Origin of the sequence: Thiovibrio frasassiensis (genome assembly GCF_029607905.1) — a bacterium.
Lineage (GTDB): Bacteria > Desulfobacterota > Desulfobulbia > Desulfobulbales > Desulfurivibrionaceae > Thiovibrio > Thiovibrio frasassiensis.
Genome location: NZ_JAPHEH010000001.1, coordinates 764714 through 783470, shown reverse-complemented (window position 1 = coordinate 783470; position 18757 = coordinate 764714). Strand labels below are relative to the sequence as shown.

General features: G+C 56.1%; 23 protein-coding genes. 9 read left to right on the top strand and 14 right to left on the bottom strand.

What is annotated here, in order from left to right:
- Window positions 1-7: 7 nt before the first annotated feature.
- The 7 genes from OLX77_RS03715 to OLX77_RS03685 all read right to left on the bottom strand — a co-directional run bounded on the left by OLX77_RS03715 (window position 8) and on the right by OLX77_RS03685 (window position 5576).
- Window positions 8-430 carry a universal stress protein gene (locus OLX77_RS03715; RefSeq protein ID WP_307632243.1) on the bottom strand — a complete coding sequence of 141 codons (423 nt, stop codon included), beginning with the start codon at window positions 428-430 and terminating at the stop codon, window positions 8-10.
- Between the two features lie 157 nt (window positions 431-587).
- Window positions 588-2093 carry a B12-binding domain-containing radical SAM protein gene (locus OLX77_RS03710; protein WP_307632242.1) on the bottom strand — a complete coding sequence of 502 codons (1506 nt, stop codon included), beginning with the start codon at window positions 2091-2093 and terminating at the stop codon, window positions 588-590.
- A gap of 141 nt (window positions 2094-2234) precedes the next feature.
- Window positions 2235-3089 (bottom strand): universal stress protein, encoded by an 855-nt coding sequence (locus OLX77_RS03705; RefSeq protein WP_307632241.1) that lies wholly within the window; start codon window positions 3087-3089, stop codon window positions 2235-2237.
- 3 nt (window positions 3090-3092) lie between these two features.
- A complete protein-coding gene (locus tag OLX77_RS03700; protein ID WP_371877489.1) occupies window positions 3093-4151 on the bottom strand; it encodes a sulfite exporter TauE/SafE family protein in 1059 nt (352 codons plus the stop codon).
- Between the two features lie 305 nt (window positions 4152-4456).
- Entirely contained in the window at window positions 4457-4804 is a 348-nt protein-coding gene (locus OLX77_RS03695; RefSeq protein WP_307632239.1) for a hypothetical protein, read from the bottom strand.
- A gap of 36 nt (window positions 4805-4840) precedes the next feature.
- On the bottom strand, window positions 4841-5368 hold the full coding sequence (locus OLX77_RS03690) for a putative universal stress family protein (RefSeq protein ID WP_307632238.1): 528 nt from the start codon (window positions 5366-5368) through the stop codon (window positions 4841-4843).
- 28 nt (window positions 5369-5396) lie between these two features.
- Window positions 5397-5576: a hypothetical protein gene (locus OLX77_RS03685; RefSeq protein WP_307632237.1), complete on the bottom strand. Its 180-nt coding sequence runs from the start codon at window positions 5574-5576 to the stop codon at window positions 5397-5399.
- 346 nt (window positions 5577-5922) lie between these two features.
- On the opposite strand from OLX77_RS03685, the gene OLX77_RS03680 reads away from it, so the two are divergent.
- Together OLX77_RS03680 and OLX77_RS03675 are read left to right on the top strand one after the other, a co-directional pair.
- A complete protein-coding gene (locus OLX77_RS03680) occupies window positions 5923-7386 on the top strand; it encodes a sensor histidine kinase (protein WP_307632236.1) in 1464 nt (487 codons plus the stop codon).
- Window positions 7373-8740, top strand: a complete 1368-nt coding sequence (locus OLX77_RS03675; RefSeq protein ID WP_371877458.1) for a sigma-54-dependent transcriptional regulator — start codon at window positions 7373-7375, stop codon at window positions 8738-8740. Before OLX77_RS03680 ends, OLX77_RS03675 begins: the two co-directional genes overlap by 14 nt.
- 22 nt (window positions 8741-8762) lie before the next feature.
- Here OLX77_RS03675 and OLX77_RS03670 read toward each other — a convergent pair whose 3' ends face one another.
- From OLX77_RS03670 to OLX77_RS03650, 5 genes are all read right to left on the bottom strand, one after another.
- The gene (locus OLX77_RS03670; protein WP_307632234.1) at window positions 8763-9239 is read right to left on the bottom strand and encodes a hypothetical protein; all 477 of its coding nucleotides are present in this window, start codon (window positions 9237-9239) and stop codon (window positions 8763-8765) included.
- A gap of 66 nt (window positions 9240-9305) precedes the next feature.
- The gene (locus OLX77_RS03665; protein ID WP_307632233.1) at window positions 9306-10280 is read right to left on the bottom strand and encodes an AAA family ATPase; all 975 of its coding nucleotides are present in this window, start codon (window positions 10278-10280) and stop codon (window positions 9306-9308) included.
- A gap of 36 nt (window positions 10281-10316) precedes the next feature.
- Window positions 10317-10718, bottom strand: a complete 402-nt coding sequence (locus OLX77_RS03660; RefSeq protein ID WP_307632232.1) for a hypothetical protein — start codon at window positions 10716-10718, stop codon at window positions 10317-10319.
- A 36-nt stretch (window positions 10719-10754) separates the two neighbouring features.
- Window positions 10755-11225, bottom strand: a complete 471-nt coding sequence (locus OLX77_RS03655; protein WP_307632231.1) for a PilZ domain-containing protein — start codon at window positions 11223-11225, stop codon at window positions 10755-10757.
- A 262-nt stretch (window positions 11226-11487) separates the two neighbouring features.
- The gene (locus OLX77_RS03650) at window positions 11488-11928 is read right to left on the bottom strand and encodes a hypothetical protein (protein WP_307632230.1); all 441 of its coding nucleotides are present in this window, start codon (window positions 11926-11928) and stop codon (window positions 11488-11490) included.
- A gap of 299 nt (window positions 11929-12227) precedes the next feature.
- Between OLX77_RS03650 and hemL the strand changes: the two genes are divergently transcribed.
- From hemL to rimO, 7 genes are all read left to right on the top strand, one after another.
- A complete protein-coding gene (gene hemL, locus OLX77_RS03645; protein WP_371877488.1) occupies window positions 12228-13520 on the top strand; it encodes a glutamate-1-semialdehyde 2,1-aminomutase in 1293 nt (430 codons plus the stop codon).
- A gap of 97 nt (window positions 13521-13617) precedes the next feature.
- The gene (locus tag OLX77_RS03640) at window positions 13618-13842 is read left to right on the top strand and encodes an AtpZ/AtpI family protein (protein ID WP_307632228.1); all 225 of its coding nucleotides are present in this window, start codon (window positions 13618-13620) and stop codon (window positions 13840-13842) included.
- A complete protein-coding gene (locus tag OLX77_RS03635; RefSeq protein ID WP_307632227.1) occupies window positions 13842-14243 on the top strand; it encodes an ATP synthase subunit I in 402 nt (133 codons plus the stop codon). The genes OLX77_RS03640 and OLX77_RS03635 overlap by 1 nt, the downstream gene beginning before the upstream one ends.
- 29 nt (window positions 14244-14272) lie before the next feature.
- Complete coding sequence (gene atpB / locus OLX77_RS03630) at window positions 14273-14995, top strand: F0F1 ATP synthase subunit A (protein ID WP_307632226.1); 723 nt, start codon at window positions 14273-14275, stop codon at window positions 14993-14995.
- A gap of 69 nt (window positions 14996-15064) precedes the next feature.
- On the top strand, window positions 15065-15409 hold the full coding sequence (gene atpE, locus OLX77_RS03625; protein WP_307632225.1) for an ATP synthase F0 subunit C: 345 nt from the start codon (window positions 15065-15067) through the stop codon (window positions 15407-15409).
- Window positions 15410-15491: 82 nt separating this feature from the next.
- Entirely contained in the window at window positions 15492-16226 is a 735-nt protein-coding gene (locus tag OLX77_RS03620; protein ID WP_307632224.1) for a nucleoside phosphorylase, read from the top strand.
- A 4-nt stretch (window positions 16227-16230) separates the two neighbouring features.
- The gene (gene rimO, locus OLX77_RS03615) at window positions 16231-17592 is read left to right on the top strand and encodes a 30S ribosomal protein S12 methylthiotransferase RimO (RefSeq protein ID WP_307632223.1); all 1362 of its coding nucleotides are present in this window, start codon (window positions 16231-16233) and stop codon (window positions 17590-17592) included.
- Here rimO and OLX77_RS03610 read toward each other — a convergent pair.
- Both OLX77_RS03610 and OLX77_RS03605 read right to left on the bottom strand, forming a co-directional pair.
- Window positions 17589-17873 (bottom strand): integration host factor subunit beta, encoded by a 285-nt coding sequence (locus OLX77_RS03610; protein ID WP_503827384.1) that lies wholly within the window; start codon window positions 17871-17873, stop codon window positions 17589-17591. The two genes, rimO and OLX77_RS03610, sit on opposite strands and share 4 nt — an antisense overlap.
- 99 nt (window positions 17874-17972) lie before the next feature.
- Entirely contained in the window at window positions 17973-18686 is a 714-nt protein-coding gene (locus OLX77_RS03605) for a pseudouridine synthase (RefSeq protein ID WP_307632221.1), read from the bottom strand.
- Between the last annotated feature and the right edge of the window lie 71 nt (window positions 18687-18757).

Below are 18757 nucleotides of genomic sequence, written 5' to 3'. Positions count from 1 at the left end.
GCACGCTTCACGGGCAACGCACCACCAGGACATTGCAGTGCGCATGCCCGATCACCCGTGCCGTCGTACTGCCCATGAGCAACCGCACGAGTCCGGTGCGGCCGTGGGTGCCGAGGACAATCAGGTCCACCTTGCTTTTTTTCGCCGTTTCCACCAGCGCTGCCTGGGCAGAGGAGGTGAGGATGATCTTGGTCTCGCAGGGAACTCCGGCCTTTTTCACCTTTGCCGCAGCGAGATCCAGATCGGTGCGGGCCTTCTTTTCCATCATTTCATTTGCCTCCGGCGCCATGGCCTGGAGTTCCAGATTGATTTCCGGGGCAGAGACCAGCAAGAGCTTCGCCCCCGACTCCTTTGCCAGGCCAATCGCCTCTTTCAGAGCACAATCGCTGAATTTTGTGCCATCATAGCCAACCATGATTTTTTTATACATAGAAGTCTCCCTCTCAAGTGGTTACCAGCAGAACCGGTCGCGGTGTTTTGCCGGGCTGGCAAGGCGGTGCCTTACCTTCATTATCTGTAATCGCCAGGGATTTTGTCAAAGCAAAAAAAAAGAATGGGGGGGTGGCTTGGTGGCTGGGGATTTTTTTTCAGCAGAAAAAAGCGGCATGGTTTGAGGTGAAAATAGGCGGGTCACGTTGGAGGATCCGGGCAATATCCGGGTGACGCTTGAACTCCTGATCGAGGAATTTCCGGATTTCCTTGCGTGTCCATCCCTTGGGGTGCTCGAAATCGGTATACAGGGAAAGGTCGCCTCCGTAAAACGCGCTGCGCGCCACGCTGGGAGCTTCCGGGCTCCCGATGGGCATGTTGAACACGGCCAGGTTGAGAAAGGTAATGGCCGAATGGTGGCGGGTCACGAAGTCCAGGGTCCGGCGCGCTTCCGCTAGGGATTCCGAGGGGGTACCAAAGAGCAGGTAGATGTAAGTAGCGATTCCCGCAGCGGCCAGATTTTGCAGGACCGTTTCGATCAGGGCCAGATCCTGACCCTTGTTCATGGCGTTCAGGACATCTTGGTCGCCGGATTCCAGGCCGAGTTTCAGCATCCGGCAGCCGGATTGGCGCAGGCTGTGGCAGAAATGAATATCGGCCAGCAGGGGGGTAATCCGGGCAAAGCCATACCAATCGAGGCCGGGCGGTTCGGCAGCCAGCGCCTGCATCAGGGCAGGGCTTATTGCATTGTCGAGAAAATGGAGCAGGCTTGGGCGGTGTGCTTCTTTCAGAATAGCGATATCCGCCAGCACCGTGGCCGGAGGGATCTGCTGGTAAGGGTTGCCTTCAGCCTTTTCCGGGCAAAAGAGGCAGTTATTCCAGTAGCAGCCCGAAGAGGCGGCGTAGGGCAGAATAAGGCCGGGGGCCAGATAGCCGTCCAGCGGCAGGCCCGAATAGGAAGGCGTTTGCGCGTGCCGGGAAAACTCGGTGGAAAGGAGCCGGATCAGCGCTTCTTCTCCCGGTCCGGCAAGGCAATGGTCGATGAGTCCGGCAAAGGGATTGTTCCAGCTCGGGTTGCGCAGCCAGGAGGTGACCAGGCCGCCCCCCAGTACCAATGGCAAGCCGGGATAGTGCTTCTTGAGAAAACCGAGCATGGCAAAGGTGGTGGCGGCCTGACTGAGGTAGTTCAGGGAGATGCCAATGCAGGTAGGACGGGATTCTTCGATCAGGGCGGGAAGCCGGGCCGCAAAATAAGGGAAGAAGATGTTTGCTGCCGGGTTCTCGGCGCTCCGAATAAGATCAGTGCTGCTCAAGGGAGAGAGTCCCTCTTCCTGATAGTTGGCAAGGGAGAGGGAGAGGTGGTGGCGTTGGCCCGTCTGCTCAAGCACTCGGTTAAGATCCGCCACCGCGCGTCGGTAGCGGGATGGGTTTTGGTACAGTTCACGGGAACGTAAAGCCGCTAGATTATCCTTGAGATTTTTGCCAGCCCGGATGCTCCAGGTGTCTTTGCCGGGGGCTGGGTTGGCGAGCAGGAAGAGCTGTCCTTCCAGATTGGCGTCCAGCAGGGTACACGGTAACCCATGGCCACGGATGGCCCCGGCCAGACGGGCAATCCCGGCTGGCGGTTCACAACCTTTGGCGGCAGGGGGATGGATGAGGAGCATGGGAGCAAGGATACACGAATGCAGGCGAGAATGCCATTGTGAATGCAGCCGCGATGGCTTGCTTGCGCGCAATCCGGCATAAAAAAACGGGCGCCCCGATATGGAGCGCCCGCTGCGAACTCTTTTTTCTTGCTGCTGTGGTTACAGGTGACAGACCAGAACCGGGCAATCTGCGTAGCCGATTACCCGTTCGGTGACACTGCCCATGAGCAGCCGGGTTAAGCCTTTTCTCCCATGGGAGCCCATAACGATCAGACTGGCGGAGATTTCCGCAGCCATGGCGGTGATGGCCTGATGGGGCTCGCCATCCCGCACGAACAGTTCCGTCTGCACGCCGAGATCCCCGGCCCACTTCCGAACCTTGTCCAGGACCTTGTCCGCATCCTGGTAAAGTTCTTTCATAATCTCCTGACCAACGGCATAAAACTCGTCATTGCTATACACCACCGAAACAGCATTGAGTTTTGCCGACCGTTCTTGGGCGATTTCCAGGGCTCGGGCCAGAGCGTTGTCGCAGCAGGTGGAGCCGTCCGTGGCCAGCAGGATATTCTGCCAGGAGAGGGTGCCGTTTTCCGGGATAACCAGGACATCCTTGTTGGTGTGCCCGATTACCCGGGCGGTGACGCTGCCCATGAGTTCCCGTTCCATCTTGCCCTTGCCCCGGCGGCCCATGACAATGAGATCGCAGTTTTCTTCTTCGGCGACATGGACGATCTGCTCATAGGGTTCACCCTGTTCCAGGTTGGTCAGGATGTGGACCCCTTCATGATCCGCACATTGCCGGGCCTCGGCCAGCAGTTTCTGGCCGGGTCCGGTAATGGTCTCTTTAATATCCGAAACCCCGACAAGCTCCAAATCCCCCAAGTAGGGAGGGACAACGGCGAGAACCTTGATCCAGCTCTTGTCTTCCCTGGCAAGCTGGCTTGCCAGGGAGAGGGCGTTTTGGGCCGAAGGGGAGCCGTCGTAGGCAACAAGGATCTTTCGGTATTTGGCCATTGCTTATGCTCCAGCCAGGGCCTTTTTGCTCTGGCGGTCGGCACTCATTCCCTTGACCATGGCCACGGTGATGATGAGACCGGCGGAGCCGAGGGCGAGGACCAGGGCCCAGAAGCTGACCCCTTCGAGGAAAGCGTGAATGGGATCACTCATCGGGGTCATCAGGTCAAGATCGGCCAGGTAACCGGGGATCTTGGCACCGCGGCTGACTGCAACGATGAGCATGGTGGTGGCCATGACCACTTTGATGATGTAGTCCTTAACATAGGTGGTGCCCAAGGCGCCGAGCTGCACGCCGATGAGGGAGGTGGCCAGGAGGAGCAGGGAGAGACGGATGTCGATAAGACCAGAGAGACCCCACTGTACCGAACCCCAAGCGCCCATGACAAAGGCGATGATCAGCTCGGTGGCGCTGGCAACAACGGCGGAAGCGCCCACCACGTAAATCATGCCGGGAACGCCGATGAAGCCGCCCACCGCGATGGTGGCTGCGAGCATGCCGGTGAGTACGCCGACCGGGATGGTGATCCAGGCGGAGATGGTCACTTTGGCGGTTTTGAAGTGCATCATGGGCGCGAGCTGGATCTTTTGCATGCGCAGGGCCAGCTTGCTCACGGTCTCTTTGCCGTCGCCTTTGGCGAGTTTCCAAGCATCATAGAATACGTAGCCGCCGACAAAAACGAGAACAACCATGAAAACCGCGGAAACATAAAGGTTGGAACCGGCATTGCCGAAGGAGTTCATGATGTGCTTCTGGATCGTGATCCCGATCTGCACGCCGATGACGGCGGTGACAGCCATGACCAACCCGAGCTTGATGTCAGCCTGCCCGTATTTCCAACGCTTGTAAGCGCCGATCATCGCCTTGGGGAACTTGTGACACATGTTGCTGGCTACCGCCACTGCGCCGGGGACGCCCAGGGACATCATGGCCGGGGTCATGACGAAAGCGCCGCCGGAGCCGATGAAGCCGGAGAGCAGGCCGCCGATCAGGCCGATGACGAGCAGGGCAATGAGCTTGCTGCCGGTCATGTCCATGAACATGATGGAAACATCCTTCATCACATTCTCACCGGCAGCTTTGTCCAGACTGATCAGGACCTTTTTGTGCATCCGCATCTCTTCGGGCTTCATATCTGCGGCCAGAGTGAGGGTCATGAATTCCTTGTTTTCATGTCTCTGGAAAACAATGGTACGGTCCGCAGCATTCACTTCGGTGATAACGCCTTTAAGAATGTCCGTGGGGGGGCCGCCGGCGGCAAGGGCCGATTGGGCGAGCAGGGACAGGGGAACAAGGGCGAACATGAGTATAAGCAGTAACTTCTTCATTGTGGGTATATCTCCTTTAGAAAGCCAGCGCGGCTGAGTTATTTTTTTGCTTCAAGGCCAAGGGTGCTCAGCAGGTTGCTGGCAAAAGCCCCATGGGTGAAAGAGAAGAAGAAGGCTGCGCCCACCGGGTATACCCAGTGCCAACCGCCCATGGTGAAGGTGTCGGTAACCAGTTGTTCGTTGGTGAAGAGAAAATAATAGGCGGAAAGCGAAATGGCCCCAAAGATGATGGTCTTCAGGTAGGGCTTGCCCTTTGCCGCCGGGGCCGTGGATTTGCCGGCCTGCTTTGTAGCGTTTGCGCCGAGAATCTGACGGGCGGTGTCGTGTTCGCCGGCCTCGGCAAAGGCGACAGCCGACATGTTTTTGTCAAAGGTGGTGATGGTCATTTTTTCTCCCTTCTTGATCTGAATTTATTTAAGGTATCAGGCTCTGACGGATGCGCCTGCGTACATTACGACAGGGCAGTGCAGGGCCTGAAATTTGGCGATCATATTTTCTTTTGCTTTGCGGCATATCGCACCATCCGGCTCCAGCGCATCAAAAACAACGCAGAGGATATCCCGGCGGGGACCGGCATGGCGAAGAACCTCGTCCGCCAAGCAGCCGGGGCTGTTGACCGGCTGATAGACAACACCTTTTTCTTGAAGACCCAGGTTGAAAGAGGCGAGCGGTTCTTGTTCCAGGGTCAGGAGGGAAGCGGTTTCATTTTCCGGCAACTGGAGCATGTGGAAAATTTCCAGGCCGCCTCCGAGACGCTGACAGAGATGCATCGCGTAGCTGATGGTGCGGGGCTCGATCTCCGGCTTGTCCGTTCCCAGAAGTACCCGTTTGTGTGCATTCTTGTTTGTTTTGAGGAACTGGCGAGCCGTCTCGAACTCGCCGGCCTCGGCAAAGGTCGCCGCGGTCATGGCTTCTTCAAGTTTTTTGAACATCGTCGTCAGGGCGCTCATGGCTCGATCCAGGGTAAAGGTCTTCGGTTCAATGGGCGGTCTGAGTAGGCAGAATCTGGCCGCTGGTCATCGTGGTGTTCGGTTCTGCCTGCTTGCTCGGGACCGTTTTCCGGCTGGGGATGTATTCTTGGGCCAGTTCTGCTTCGTTGGCTTCCGCAAAGGTAATTGCCATCATCAGACGGTCGATGCGATTCAGGATGGTGTTCATGGCTGTTCTCCTTCGTATGGGTGTGTTGCTAAAAACAGTTTGAAAGTATGGTTGTTGATTGTTTCAATGAGCAACAACCGTGCCAGTCGTGTAAGTATTGATTTTATCCTTTAATAACAAGAAGTTGGCAAGGTGTCTAAAAATGCACCCAGTTGTTTCACTTTGCAACGTGATTTTTTGCATAAAAAAAATAATCAATCATATCGGAATGTTATTCGTGTGTTGCAATACTAAAGGCTGCGTTGCAACATGCAACCTCTGGACTTTGTTTTGCAGTGGGAGTATTGTGCGTGCAAAGAGAAAATGCTAGGGGAGTCGGCCCCTTCGTGGAAAAGGAAGACAGGGCATGTTTCATCTCGGCATACGCAAGAAGATCACCTTTGGCTTCTATCTGTTGCTCACTCTCATGGTGGGCTCCGCCGTTTTGACCTATGGGATTGTCAAGCGGGTGGAAGAGCAGGTTGCCTTCGGTGAGGTTATTGAGGACTTTTTTAATACGACCCTTGAGGTTCGCAGGTTCGAGAAGAATTATTTTCTCTACCGTCAGGAAAAGGATTTCCAGGAAAACCAGTTCTATTGGGAAAAAATCAGGGATATCTTTGCGAATAACGCGGCCGCTCTGCACATGGTGGTCTCTTCCGCCGAGATCCAGCAATTGGCGAAGGAGATCGACACCTACAACGGTTTCATGGGGCAACTGCACGTCCATAATCTCGATCTTGCCCAGGGGGCGGACTACGAGGGCATGGGACGCGCCCAGGAAAAATTAGAAGAGCAGGTCCGACATGCCGGCAAGCAACTCACCGAATTTGGCGAAAAAACCAGGTATGCCGTAAAGAGTAAAATCAAAAAACTCCTGAAAACGACCCAGAGCATTCTCCTTGCTTCCATGGTCTGTCTGTTTGTTTCCGCCCTGACCATAGCGGCCCTTTTGGGGAGGAAGGTGGTGAGTTCGCTCAAAATTCTCGAAGGATACACCAAGAGGATTTCCCATGGTGATTTTGTCGAAGTCGCGGTGGGGGAAGGGGAACAGGAGATCCGTTCTCTGCTCACCGCCTTCAACCGGATGACCAAGGAATTGCAGATGCGCCAGCATCAATTGGTGCAATCGGAGAAGCTGGCTGCCTTGGGCACGTTGCTGTCCGGGGTGGCCCATGAATTGAACAACCCGTTATCCAATATTTCCAGCTCGGCCCAGATTCTCGGCGAAGAGATCGAAGAGGATGATTTGGAGTTCAAGAAGAGCCTCATCGGTCAGATAGAGACCCAGTCGGATAAGGCCCGCGACATCGTCCGAACCCTGCTGGATTTCTCCCGGATCAAGGAATGCAAAAAGGAGAAGGTTCTCCTTAAAAAGTTGGTGGATGAAACCATCCTGCTCCTTCGCGGGCATACGCCCAACGAAGTGGTGATCGCCGTGGATATCCCGGAGGAGCTTTCCGTCATTGTCGACAAGCAACGGATGCAGCAGGTTCTGCTCAATCTGGTAAAGAATGCGCTCGACGCGGTTCAAAGCAATGGGCATATCTGGATTTCCGCTCTGGGGACGGGGTGTGGCACCGGTCTTGATGAGGTGGAAATCCTCATCGAGGATGACGGGCCGGGGATCGACGCGGAACATGTCAAGAGGATTTTTGATCCGTTTTTCACCACCAAGGACGTGGGCAAGGGCTCCGGGCTTGGGCTTTTTATTGTCCATGACATAATCGAATGGCATGGCGGCTCCATCAGCGTGGAAAGCAGGCCCGGCCTTGGCACCACCTTTATTATCTGGCTACCGGCAGTACAACAGGAACATGATCATGAATAACGAACCCGCAAGGATCTTGGTCGTTGACGACGAAGAAATAGCCCTGAGCAATCTCAAGCATGTGTTGAAGAAGGAAGGATACGAGGTCACCGCCTCCCAGAGCGGTCCCCGAGCTCTGCATCTGCTGGAAGAGAATATGTTTGACCTGGTCTTGACCGACCTGAAGATGGAAAAGGTCGGCGGCATGCAGATCCTGAAGCGGACCCGAGAGCTGTATCCCGACACCGAGGTGATCATGATCACCGGCTACGCCACGGTGGATTCCGCCATCGAGGCAATGAAGGGCGGGGCATACCATTATATCGCCAAGCCATACAAGCTCGACGAGGTCCGGAAGGTTGTGCGGGAAGCCCTGGAGAAAACCGGGCTGAAGCGGGAAAACTTCCGGCTGCGGGAACATCTCAAGGCCTTTCAGGGTGAGGCGCGGATTATTACCGACAACCCCGGGATGAAAAAATTGCTGGCTACGGCCGGACAGGTGGCCACCTCGGACAGCAACGTGGTGATCTGCGGGGAGTCGGGCACCGGCAAGGAGCTGCTGGCCCGCTTTGTCCATAGCTGCAGCAACCGGAGGAACGGCCCCATGCTTTCCGTGAATTGCGGAGCCTTTCAGGAGGATCTGCTGGCCAATGAGCTCTTCGGCCATGAGAAAGGGGCGTTCACCGGGGCGGTGGAAATGAAGAAGGGGCTGGTGGAGATGGCCGATGGCGGCACCCTTTTTCTCGATGAGATCACCGAGATGTCACCGGCCATGCAGGTGAAGTTGCTTCGGGTGATCCAGGAAAAAGAGGTGATGCATCTCGGTGGGGTTTCACCGATCAAGGTCAATGTCCGTTTTCTTGCGGCCACCAACCGAAACCTCTCGGAGGAGGTGAAGCTGGGCCATTTTCGGCAGGATCTGTTTTTTCGGATCAATGTGGTGGCGCTGCATATCCCGCCCCTGGCCGAGCGCAAGGATGATCTGCCCCTGCTTATTCAGCATTTTATCAGGAAGTACGGGATATTGATGCACAAGGAGGTGGCCAATATCGAGCCGGAGGTGGTGGATATTCTGCTGCGCTACGATTTCCCCGGCAATGTCCGGGAGCTGGAAAATATTATCGAACGTGGGGTGGCGCTGGCCAGCGGCGACACCATTGAAGTCGGGCATCTGCCGGAAGACCTGCGCGGCGCCTCTTTCCAGACCTTCCGCCGGAAAAGCGGCGGAATCCCAAGTCTTGCCGACCAGGAACGGGCCTATATCGAGTGGGTCTTAAAGGAGCACGGGGATAACAAGAGCGTGGCCGCCCAGGTTCTGGGCATTGATCGGGTCTCACTCTGGCGCAAGATCAAGAAGTACGAGCTTGAGAGCTGAGAGGCCAGCGGTTTAGGCGGCGTCAGTGCTCGGTGCTGGGCAGGGGGGGCAGTATCAGGCCAAAGGCGCTGCCCAGCTTGCGGACCAGTTCGGTGAAGCTGTGGGGCAGCGGCAGGTCGCGGTCAACCAGGAGGATCCCGAGTTCCTGTGCCTGCTTGAGGGTGGCGGTGCTGTCCTCGCCTTGCTGGTGGTCGCAGAGGGCTTGGATGCGGAGGGCATCGGTGAGAGGAATCCGGAGATCCTCAAGCAGGGGTCCGAGGGTAATTTTTTCTTGGGCAATGAGCTCCGCCTCTGTCCTGGCGAATTGGACAAAGGGCTCCTCTTGGGCCGGAACGCCGAAGATCATATTGATCAGCGCCCCGGTTAGCCTGGCGATGAAGGGAGCGTCCCGGTCGGGGTGTTTCGCCGCCAGCGCCTCTTTCAGCTTTTTATAAGCAATCATTTTTACAATATCGATCCCCTCGCGGAGCACGGGAATCAGCCTGCTTTCAACAGCCATGGGCAGAATCCTCCTCTGTCCTTTTTCGCCGGGGATGTTCTGGAAATGCGCGTGGCATGGGGCGGCTCAGGTGAAAAGATCCGGTTCGCCCGTGACCTTGCGGACAAGATCGCGGTAGTCCTGGGCGCCATTGGACCCGGGGGCAAACTCAAAAATGGTCTGCCCGTAGGCCGGGGCCTCTGATAAGCGGACGTTGTAACGGATCGGGGCACAGACCTTGTCCCCGTAGATTTTTTCAATCTCCTCGAGAAACTCACTCCCGCTCTTTACCCGCATGTCGCGGAAGGTGGGCAGGATGTAGCGGAGCTCGACCTCTTTGCGGAACTTCTGGATGGAGGCGATGCTTTTCAGGAATTCACCGAACCCCTGAATGGACATGACCTCAAGCGAGACCGGGGTCATCAGCTCGTTGACATAAAACAGAACATTGACGGTGAGGGGATCCCAGCCCGGCGAGGTGTCCACCACCACGTAATCGTAGTCTTTTTCCAGCGGGGTCAGGGCCTGGGCAATGGTCAGCTCGCCGCCGTAGTCCTTGCGGTCGATAAGGCGCTTGAGACCTGCCAGCGATTTGCCTCCGGCCAGGATCCACAGGTTCTTGCGCGCCTGAATAATTGCCTCTTCGGGAGGGAGCTCGCCGGTCACCAGCTCGGTCAGGCCGCCTTTGGGTTTTACGCCCAGCATGAAACTCGATTGCCCCTGGGTGTCGGTGTCAACCAGAAGAACCTTTTTTCCCGCCAGGGCAAGGCCGGCGGCGAGGTTTACCGAGGTTGTGGTCTTGCCGACCCCCCCCTTGCTCAGGGAGACCCCGATCCTTCTGGTCTCCTGGGTGCCCCGAGGCGCGGCGTCGGATGCAGCAGGAATCGGCGCTATCTCGACTGGGATGGGCTTCGGTAAGGGCGGCGGAGCTGGTTCTTCCCGGGGAATATCGAGGGGGAACTGTTGTCCGCACCCTTGGCAGCGAGCCATCTTGACATTGGGCGGGATTCTTTTTTCATCGATATTGTGCTGTTTTTTGCAGTGAGGGCAAGTGATTATCATTGTGAAGTCTCCGGGCCGGCCGTGGCCAACTTCTAATTATTTCTTGCGGATGTCTTTTAAGATCTCTTTGATCAGATGGCTTTTTTCGCCCTTTTCCTCAAAATCCTTGAGGATCATCCTCAGTGCCTGATTCACAATCCGGGACTTTGAAACCCTGGATTTCAGGCGCTGGTGCACCAGTTCATTTATTTTATCCCGTGCGTCGTCCAGATCCTCGAAAATCTCTTCGGAAAGATAGTGGGTGGATTTTTTCTTGCTGTCGGGTCCCGGGGCTTTCTTCTGCTCCGGGTCTGACGCGCTTTCGCCAGGATGTGTGGCGCGGGTTGTTTCTCCGGTGCGATGAATCAGCTTGGCAAGGGAGGGAGCCTCAAGCGGCGTGTCTTCCGAGGCGCCTTTCAGGAGGTCATCCATTATATCGTGTTTATTTTTCGCCGCCATTCTTCCCCGGGTCCATGATCATGATGAGGTTGCTGTTTAATCCCGGCCAAGGTCGGCAGAACGGCTAGTGGTGCTAAAGAGTCTGGCGTGGTGTGCGGTCAGAAACTGCTGCAGGGCCTCTTCGTCCTTTGGGTTCAGTTCGATGAACTCGATTCCGCACTGGCACTCCCCGGAGGTTTCGCTGGGTGAGATATGGGTGACTTTTCCCCGGAGGGTGATGGTGTTGTTGTCGATATGCAGCATGATACCGTACAGCGTGCCTGCCAGAAAGCCGCTGAGGGCAGGAACAATGAGGCCCATGCCCCGGCTGCCGATATCGCAGACCCTATGGGTTCGGCCGTCAATCTCGGCGCAGACCGTATCGTCTTCGGCAATGGGTTCGCGATAGTTTTTGCGGATGATTTTCTCGAGATCGCCGCTCGCAGGGCTTCCCCCGGCTGGGGCGATCGGCAAACCCGTAAGTTCCCATGGGGTTATTTCCTCGGTCCCGCTTTCTTTCTTGGTCATTACCGACTCCTTCCTTATGGTCATGTGCAGATGAGAGGCAAAAAAGTCTGAAAAAAAGCGTCTGCTGCCAAAGACGTGCAAATATGCAGGAGATGTTTGATTATTTATTGGCATTGCCAAGATTGTCAAGGCAAAACAGCCAGTTGTTGTGGCTGGACCGGGCAGGGCAAGGTTCTGGCGCTAGGGGGAAAAGGACCGCTGGCGGGAAGGGCGACGTTCTTCCGCTTGGAGCCTTTTGTCGGCAGGGCGCGGGCCGGAGCACTTATCTCAGCTCGGGAAATTTCACCTTGAGGGTTTCCTTGTCCGTGGTGCGTTCGATCTTCACCTGGACCTCGATCTGGTCATTTTTGAGCCCAAGGGTCAGCGCCATCCCGCCTTTGTCTTCCTCCAAATGGAGGATGGTGCGCATCATGGAAATGATTGTATTGAACACAGGTCTTGCCGGCGGGCGCAGGGCAATTTTTTCATTGTCGTGTTTGATGGTGACGGTGACCTTGTCTTTTTTCCGCTTCAGAGAAAGTTGGCTGGCCTCTTCGGTCAGGGTGTAGAGGAGGGCCAGGGCCAGATACCTCAGGGCGTCCTCTTGCGTGTCGGCGGAAGGACCATCCGCCACCTTTTGAATGGTGGCAGCGTAGTCTGTGCCGAGATAGCAGTCACACATTTCCATAAGCTTGAGATGAAGATTCGGGTCATGCAGTTCCATGGCGTCTCCTGGTGTGGTCTTGCGGGGAAAGGATGTTTTCGCCCGTCTTCTGCTCCTGCGGTCATATTGCTATGAAGGGCTTTGTCGTGTCAAGGGAAAGGATGGTGTAAAGAAAGGGATTGTGGGGGCGGTGCTTGTGGGGCTTGAAAGAATTTTGACAGCATGGCTGCAGCCTGCTATATTTTCCGCTTCCCGGAGACAGTAAGCGCATCGTGAAGGCGTTATCGTATTGTCGTTGATCTGTGCCCCTTTTTTCGTGCGGGATCAGCAATCATTTTAAAGGCAAGGAGTGCAGGATGATGAAAACCGATCAATCGCAGAGCCTGTTTGCAAGGGCGCAGCAACTTATCCCCGGCGGAGTGAACAGTCCGGTGCGGGCCTGTAAATCCGTGGGCTGTGACCCTCTTTTTGTGAAAAAGGCAGCCGGATCCAAGATTCAGGATGTGGATGGCAACGAATTTCTCGATTTTGTCTGCTCCTGGGGGCCGATGATCCTTGGGCATAACCATCCGGCCGTGGTCGAGGCCATTGAAAAAACCTTGCGGGACGGCACCAGTTTTGGCGCACCCTGCCCCCTGGAGGTTGAACTGGCCGAGTTGGTAATCAATGCTCTGCCTTCGGTGGAAAAGGTGCGCTTTGTCAGCTCCGGCACCGAGGCGACCATGAGTGCCATCCGGCTGGCCAGGGGGTACACCGGCCGGAATGTGGTGGTGAAATTTGACGGCTGTTACCATGGCCATGCCGATAGTTTTTTGGTCAAGGCCGGGTCTGGGGTGATCACCCTCGGGATACCCGGCAGCCCCGGGGTGCCTGCGGATATTGTCAAGAACACGATCTCCATTCCTTATAATAACCCGGAGATTCTGGAAAAGACCCTGCGTGATACAAAATTGGATATTGCCTGCGTGATCATCGAGCCGGTGGCGGGAAATATGGGGGTTGTTGCCCCCAATCCCGGATTTTTGCAAACGCTGCGCACTCTGACCACCGAGCTGGGCATCGTTCTTATCTTCGACGAGGTGATCACCGGTCTGCGTCTGGCCCTGGGCGGAGCGCAGGAATACTATGGGGTCATGCCCGATCTTACCTGTCTCGGCAAGATCATCGGTGGCGGCTTGCCGGTTGGTGCCTATGGCGGCACCAGAGAACTCATGGACACGATCTCCCCGGTCGGTCCGGTCTATCAGGCCGGAACCTTGTCCGGCAATCCCCTGGCCATGGCGGCGGGTGCCGCCACCATGCGGCAGTTGGCTCAGCCCGGATTTTATGCCGCGCTGGAGGAGAAGTCGGCCCGCTTTGCCCAAGGAATGACGATGCTTGCGGAAAAATATCTGCCCGGCCAGACCACCCTGAACCGGGTGGGCTCCATGATGACCGCTTTTTTTACGTCCGGGCCGGTGGTTGACTTTGACTCGGCCATGCAGGCGGATACGGCCCGATACGGCCAGCATTTCCGGCAGATGCAGGAGCAGGGAATCTGGCTGGCCCCCTCCCAATTCGAGGCGCTTTTTATCTCCGCTGCGCAGAGTGAAGGTGAGTTGGCCACGGCGCTTGAGAAAACTGAATGCTCATTCAAAAAGTTGGCAAAATGAGAAAAAAGCCGTTGACTTTGGGGGGATGCAATGCTAGTAATCCTATCGGTCGTAAATCGATGGAGTTGTTTTCCGGACAGTGCTGCAAGGGCTGAAGATGTCCAGTAATCGTAAGGATACCCTGCGGTTGCTTGCCCAGTTCAGCACCGTTGGCATGTCCGTAGCCTTCTCTATCTTTATCGGAGTCGGCATCGGTTACTATCTCGATCATAAGGTGTTTGACGGCAGAACCTCTCCTTGGTTGACCCTGATTTTCTTGGGGTTCGGGGTTGCGGCGGCCTTCAAAAATCTCTATGACATGGCCAGCCGGAAGGATCTCTGATGGCGGAGAGTCGGTCTTCCGCAGCTTCTGGCGAAGTGTCGCTGGGCAGGGTCATGGTTTTTAACTGGCTGTTGCTGGCGGTGCTCACCGGCTTGGGCTGGTGGGGGTACTCAGGATTTCATGCCCTTTCCGTTTTCATCGGCGGAGCGATTGCAAACCTGAGTTTTCTCTTTTTGAAAAGAGATCTGATCAGGTTGTTGGCCGGGCCGCTTGAGGCGGTCAAGCCGTTGTTCTTTATGCGATATTATCTGCGTCTGTTCGTAGTCGTGGGGGTTCTCTTCCTTCTGGTTCGGTATCAGTTGGTTCACACCCTCGCCCTGCTGGTTGGCCTGTCCACTGTGCTTTTGAGTATTGGGCTTGCCGTGATGGTCGCAGCAAAAAGTATTTATTCGACAAAGTAATAAAAGGTTTAAGGAGGCGCGCACGGTCCATGGAACATCCAATACTGTTTATCTCGCTGATTCTGCAAAGTCTGGGGTTGCCTGTTCCCCACGGTCCGGTCGGGGACACGCTGCTGGCCAAGCTGGTTTCTCCGCACATGACCTACACCTGGCTGGTTATGCTTTTTCTGATCATTGTCCCGAAATTGACCCTGGGCAAGATGTCCTTGGTGCCCGGCAAGGGCCAGAATTTCTGGGAGGTCGTCATCGGCGGCCTTGAGGGATTCATGGCGGACAACATGGGCAAGGAAGGGGCGCGGATGATGTTTCCCATGCTCGCCACCTTTGCCCTCTATATTCTGGTGGCGAACATGATCGGCTTGATGCCGGGATTCATGTCTCCGACCTCCAACCTCAATATCACCCTGGCCTGCACCCTGATCGTTTTCTTCACCACCCATATTCTCGGGGTGAAGTTTCATGGTATCGGCTACATCAAGCATTTTCTCGGACCCATTCCCTGGCTGATTCCCCTCATGCTCCCCATCGAGCTTATCAGCCATTTTGCCCGTATCTTGTCGCTCTCCATTCGTCTTTTCGGTAACATCATGGCTAAGGAGACCCTGTTGGGCATCCTCTTCATGCTGGCAGGCGCTTACTTTGCCCCGCTGCCGATTCTCTGTCTTGGCGTGTTTGTTTCCATCGTGCAGGCGCTGGTTTTTCTCCTGCTCTCGATTCTGTATTTTTCCGCCGCCATGGAACATGCCCATTAATTTGTGTAACCGGTTCTTTGTGAACTAATGAAGAAGGCCAATTATAAAAAATTTTTTGGAGGAAGTACGATGAAGAAAGCAGGAATTTTGTCCGTATTGATGGTTTTGGCTCTGTCCACCGTAGCCATGGCTTCTGAGGCTGGTGCAGAGGCTGCTGCCGCTGTTGCTCCCGCTGCGAACCTTGCCCTGATCTGCCTTGCTGCTGCTCTGTCTGTTGGCGTTGCTGCTCTTGGTTGTGGTATCGGCATGGGCGCTGGTATCGGCGGCGCATGCTCCGGTATCGCTCGTAACCCCGAGGCTTCCGGCAAGATCACCGTTACCATGATCATCGGTCTGGCTCTGATCGAGTCTCTGACCATTTACGGTCTGGTTATCTCCCTGATCCTGCTGTTCGCGAATCCGCTGTTGAAGTAAGTTTTTCGCGATATTTAAGGTTCGTAAGGCCGCAGGGGTTTTCCCCCCTGCGGCCTTTTCTGCTTTCTGGGGTCCTCCGGTCATGAGTGAAGTTGTTGTCCATCCCTCGCGCGGCAAGAATGAGCCGCAGCTCCCGTCCTGCGGGGTTCTGCTGGTGAATCCCGCCGAGGCCCGTCACGCCGCGCAGATTGCAGCCCAGGAAGAGTGGACCCGCCATTTTTTGTTTCACAGCAATCTGCATTGCAGTCAATCATCTCCAGTTTTCTGGGCTGGGCCTGCGGTTGGTGCGCCCATGGCGGTGATCTGTCTGGAAAAGCTCATCGCCCTCGGCGCCCGCGAGATTATTGTCTATGGCTGGTGCGGCTCCCTTCGTGCCGACCTTGGCGTGGGTGAACTGGTGCTGCCTACCTGGGGTGTGAGCGAAGAGGGAACCTCCACGCATTATCCTGTGGCTGGCAAGGTTGGGTCTTCTCCCCGGTTGCGCAAGGTTTTGCGGGATTTTTTCTCTAAAACGGGCAAAGATCTGCGGGAAGGGCCGATCTGGACCACCGATGCCCTGTACCGCGAAACCAGGGAAAAGGTGGTCCGCTATGGTGGAGAGGGGATCCTTGCTGTCGATATGGAGTATTCCGCCCTCATGCAGGTCGCGGCGTTTCGCCAGGTTGAGCTGGCTGCCGTCATGATGGTTTCGGATCTTTTGTGGCAGGAATCCTGGCAGCCTTCTTTTCAGAGCAAGGAGTTCCGTATCCGGTCCCAGGAGTTGGTGGCGGACCTTCTGCGCTGTGTCACCACCCTGGCTGCAGTTAAAAAAAAATGAGGCGATGATGCGTACTTTTTTTACTGTCAGTCTTGGCTGTCCCAAAAATCTGGTGGATACGGAGCTGATGCTCGGCCTGCTCGTTGAGGCAGGGTATGTCCCTTGCGAGGAAGCGGAGGAGGCGGATCTGCTTTTGGTCAACACCTGTGGCTTCATCCAGTCTGCGGTGGAGGAGGGGATCGAGGAGATCCTGACTCTGGCTGGGGTGAAGGAGCGGTTTCCGGAAAAGAAGCTGGTGGTGGTCGGCTGTATGGTGCAGCGCTATGGGGCCGATCTTGCCAGTGAGCTGCCCGAGGTTGATCTCTTCATCGGCACCGAGGGCACCCAGGATATCGTCCGCAGACTCCAGGAACTTGGCCAAGGGGGAAAAGCGAGGGTGCATCTTGCCCCGCCAACCTTTCTCCTGGACTCCACCTGGCCGCGGCGGCTCTCCTCCCCGGCGCATCGCGCCTATATGAAAGTGACCGAGGGGTGCTCCAACCGGTGTGCCTATTGTCTGATTCCTTCTCTGCGCGGCGATCTGCGCAGCCGCAATCTTGCCGATCTGGTGCAGGAGGTGGGGATGCTCGGGGAAAACGGGGTGCGGGAGCTGACCTTTGTCGCCCAGGATCTCACGGCCTATGGCCATGATCTTGGTCCTGGCGCCCCGCATCTGGTGGAGTTGCTCAGCGCCTTGCTGGAAGCGTCCGCCATCCCCTGGTTCCGCCTCCTGTATCTCTATCCCACTCGGGTCAACGCCAAGCTCCTTGAGTTTATGGCCGCCAATCCCCGGATTGTCCCCTATCTTGATATCCCGCTCCAGCATGTCTCGGATTCGGTGCTGAAAGGAATGAACCGTCCATACGGGCGCAAGCAGATCGAGGCACTTCTCGCCCGGATTCGCTCGATTTTGCCCCAGGCGGCCATTCGGACCACCTTCATGGTGGGCTTTCCCGGGGAGAAGGAGGATGATGTGCGCCAACTCGCCGAGTTTATGCAGACGGAGAAGCTGGCCCATGTCGGGATCTTTGGCTATTCAAACGAAGAGGGGTGCGCGGCCTACAAGCTGCCCGGCCAATGTACCGAAGAGGAAAAGAGTGAGCGCCGTCAGCGGCTCATGGAGCTGCAGGGCGAGATTTCTCTCGCCAGGAATCAGGCAATGGTTGGCAGGGTGGAAAAGGTACTGGTCGAAGGATGGAGCAGGGAAACCGATCTCTTGTTGGAAGGCAGGACCCGTTTTCAGGCCCCGGAGATCGATGGCTGTGTCTATATCACTGAGGGGATCTGCGGTCCGGGGGATATTGTGGATGTGCGGATCACCGAGGCGCATCCCTATGATCTTGTGGGCGAGATTGTCAAGCCCGGGCAGGGGGAGAACGCAGATTAATCGGGCGCTTCGTTGACCCGTTCTTTCAGTTCCTTGCCGACCTTGAAAAAGGGAAGTTTTTTGGGCTTGACCTTGATCTTCTCGCCGGTTTTCGGGTTGCGTCCGAAATAGGAGTCGTACTCCTTGACCACAAAACTGCCAAAGCCACGGATTTCGATACTCTCGCCATTTGCCAAGGCATCCGCCATGGCGTCAAGGATGGTGGTCACCGCTGAGCTCGCGTCCCGTAAGGGAACATGCATCTCCTCAGCCAGTGCCTCGATCAACTCCGATTTGTTCATCGTTTTTCTCCGATGTGCAGCCGCTAATAAAAACAATATTAAATACAGGGAGATAAAACATACTAAACAGCTAAGTGCCCAATTGTAAAGAGGATTTTTTCAAGAAAAAATAAGGGCCAGATCCGCCGGCGTCAATCGCCGGTATTTGCCGGTGGGCAAAGCGCCGAGCTGCAGGCCTCCATAGGCGATGCGCTTGAGCGCGAGAACCCGATGGCCTATGGCCTGGAACATCATGCGGACCTGTCGTTTCCGCCCCTCGTGGATGGTGACCTCCAGAGTGGTTGTTGTCGGTTCCTTGGCAACGATCCGGACCTTTGCCGGCCAGGTTTTTTTCCCTTCGAGCTCAAACCCTTCTTCGAGTAGACGAATTTTTTCAGGTGTTGGCAGGCCGCGGACCGTTGCCTGGTAGGTTCGCTCAATTTCAAAGCGCGGGTGGAGAATGCGTTCGGTAAAATCGCCGTCATTGGTCAGGATGAGCGCGCCTTCGGTATCGAAATCAAGACGGCCCACGGGAAAGACCCGACTGGTGATGCCGGTGAGCAGGGAAGAGACAATGGGTCTGCCTTGGGGGTCGTGGAGGGTGGTGACATAGCCCCGGGGTTTGTTGAGGAGGAGATATATTTTTTCTTCCTCCCGGCGCAGGGGGCGTCCTTCAAAGGCAACAACCTGTGTGTCGGGGTCAACCCGGCAACCCATTTCGGTAACGACCTTGCCGTCCACCGTCACTTTCCCCTGGCGGATCAGCTCTTCCGCATTGCGCCGCGAGGCGAGGCCGGCCTTGGCCAGGATTTTTTGCAACCGTTCTTCGGGCATGGAAAGGTACTGTGGCGGTCAGGCGCGGAAAGGCGCAACTACGGGGCGAGGAGAAAACAGGCGCTTCAGCG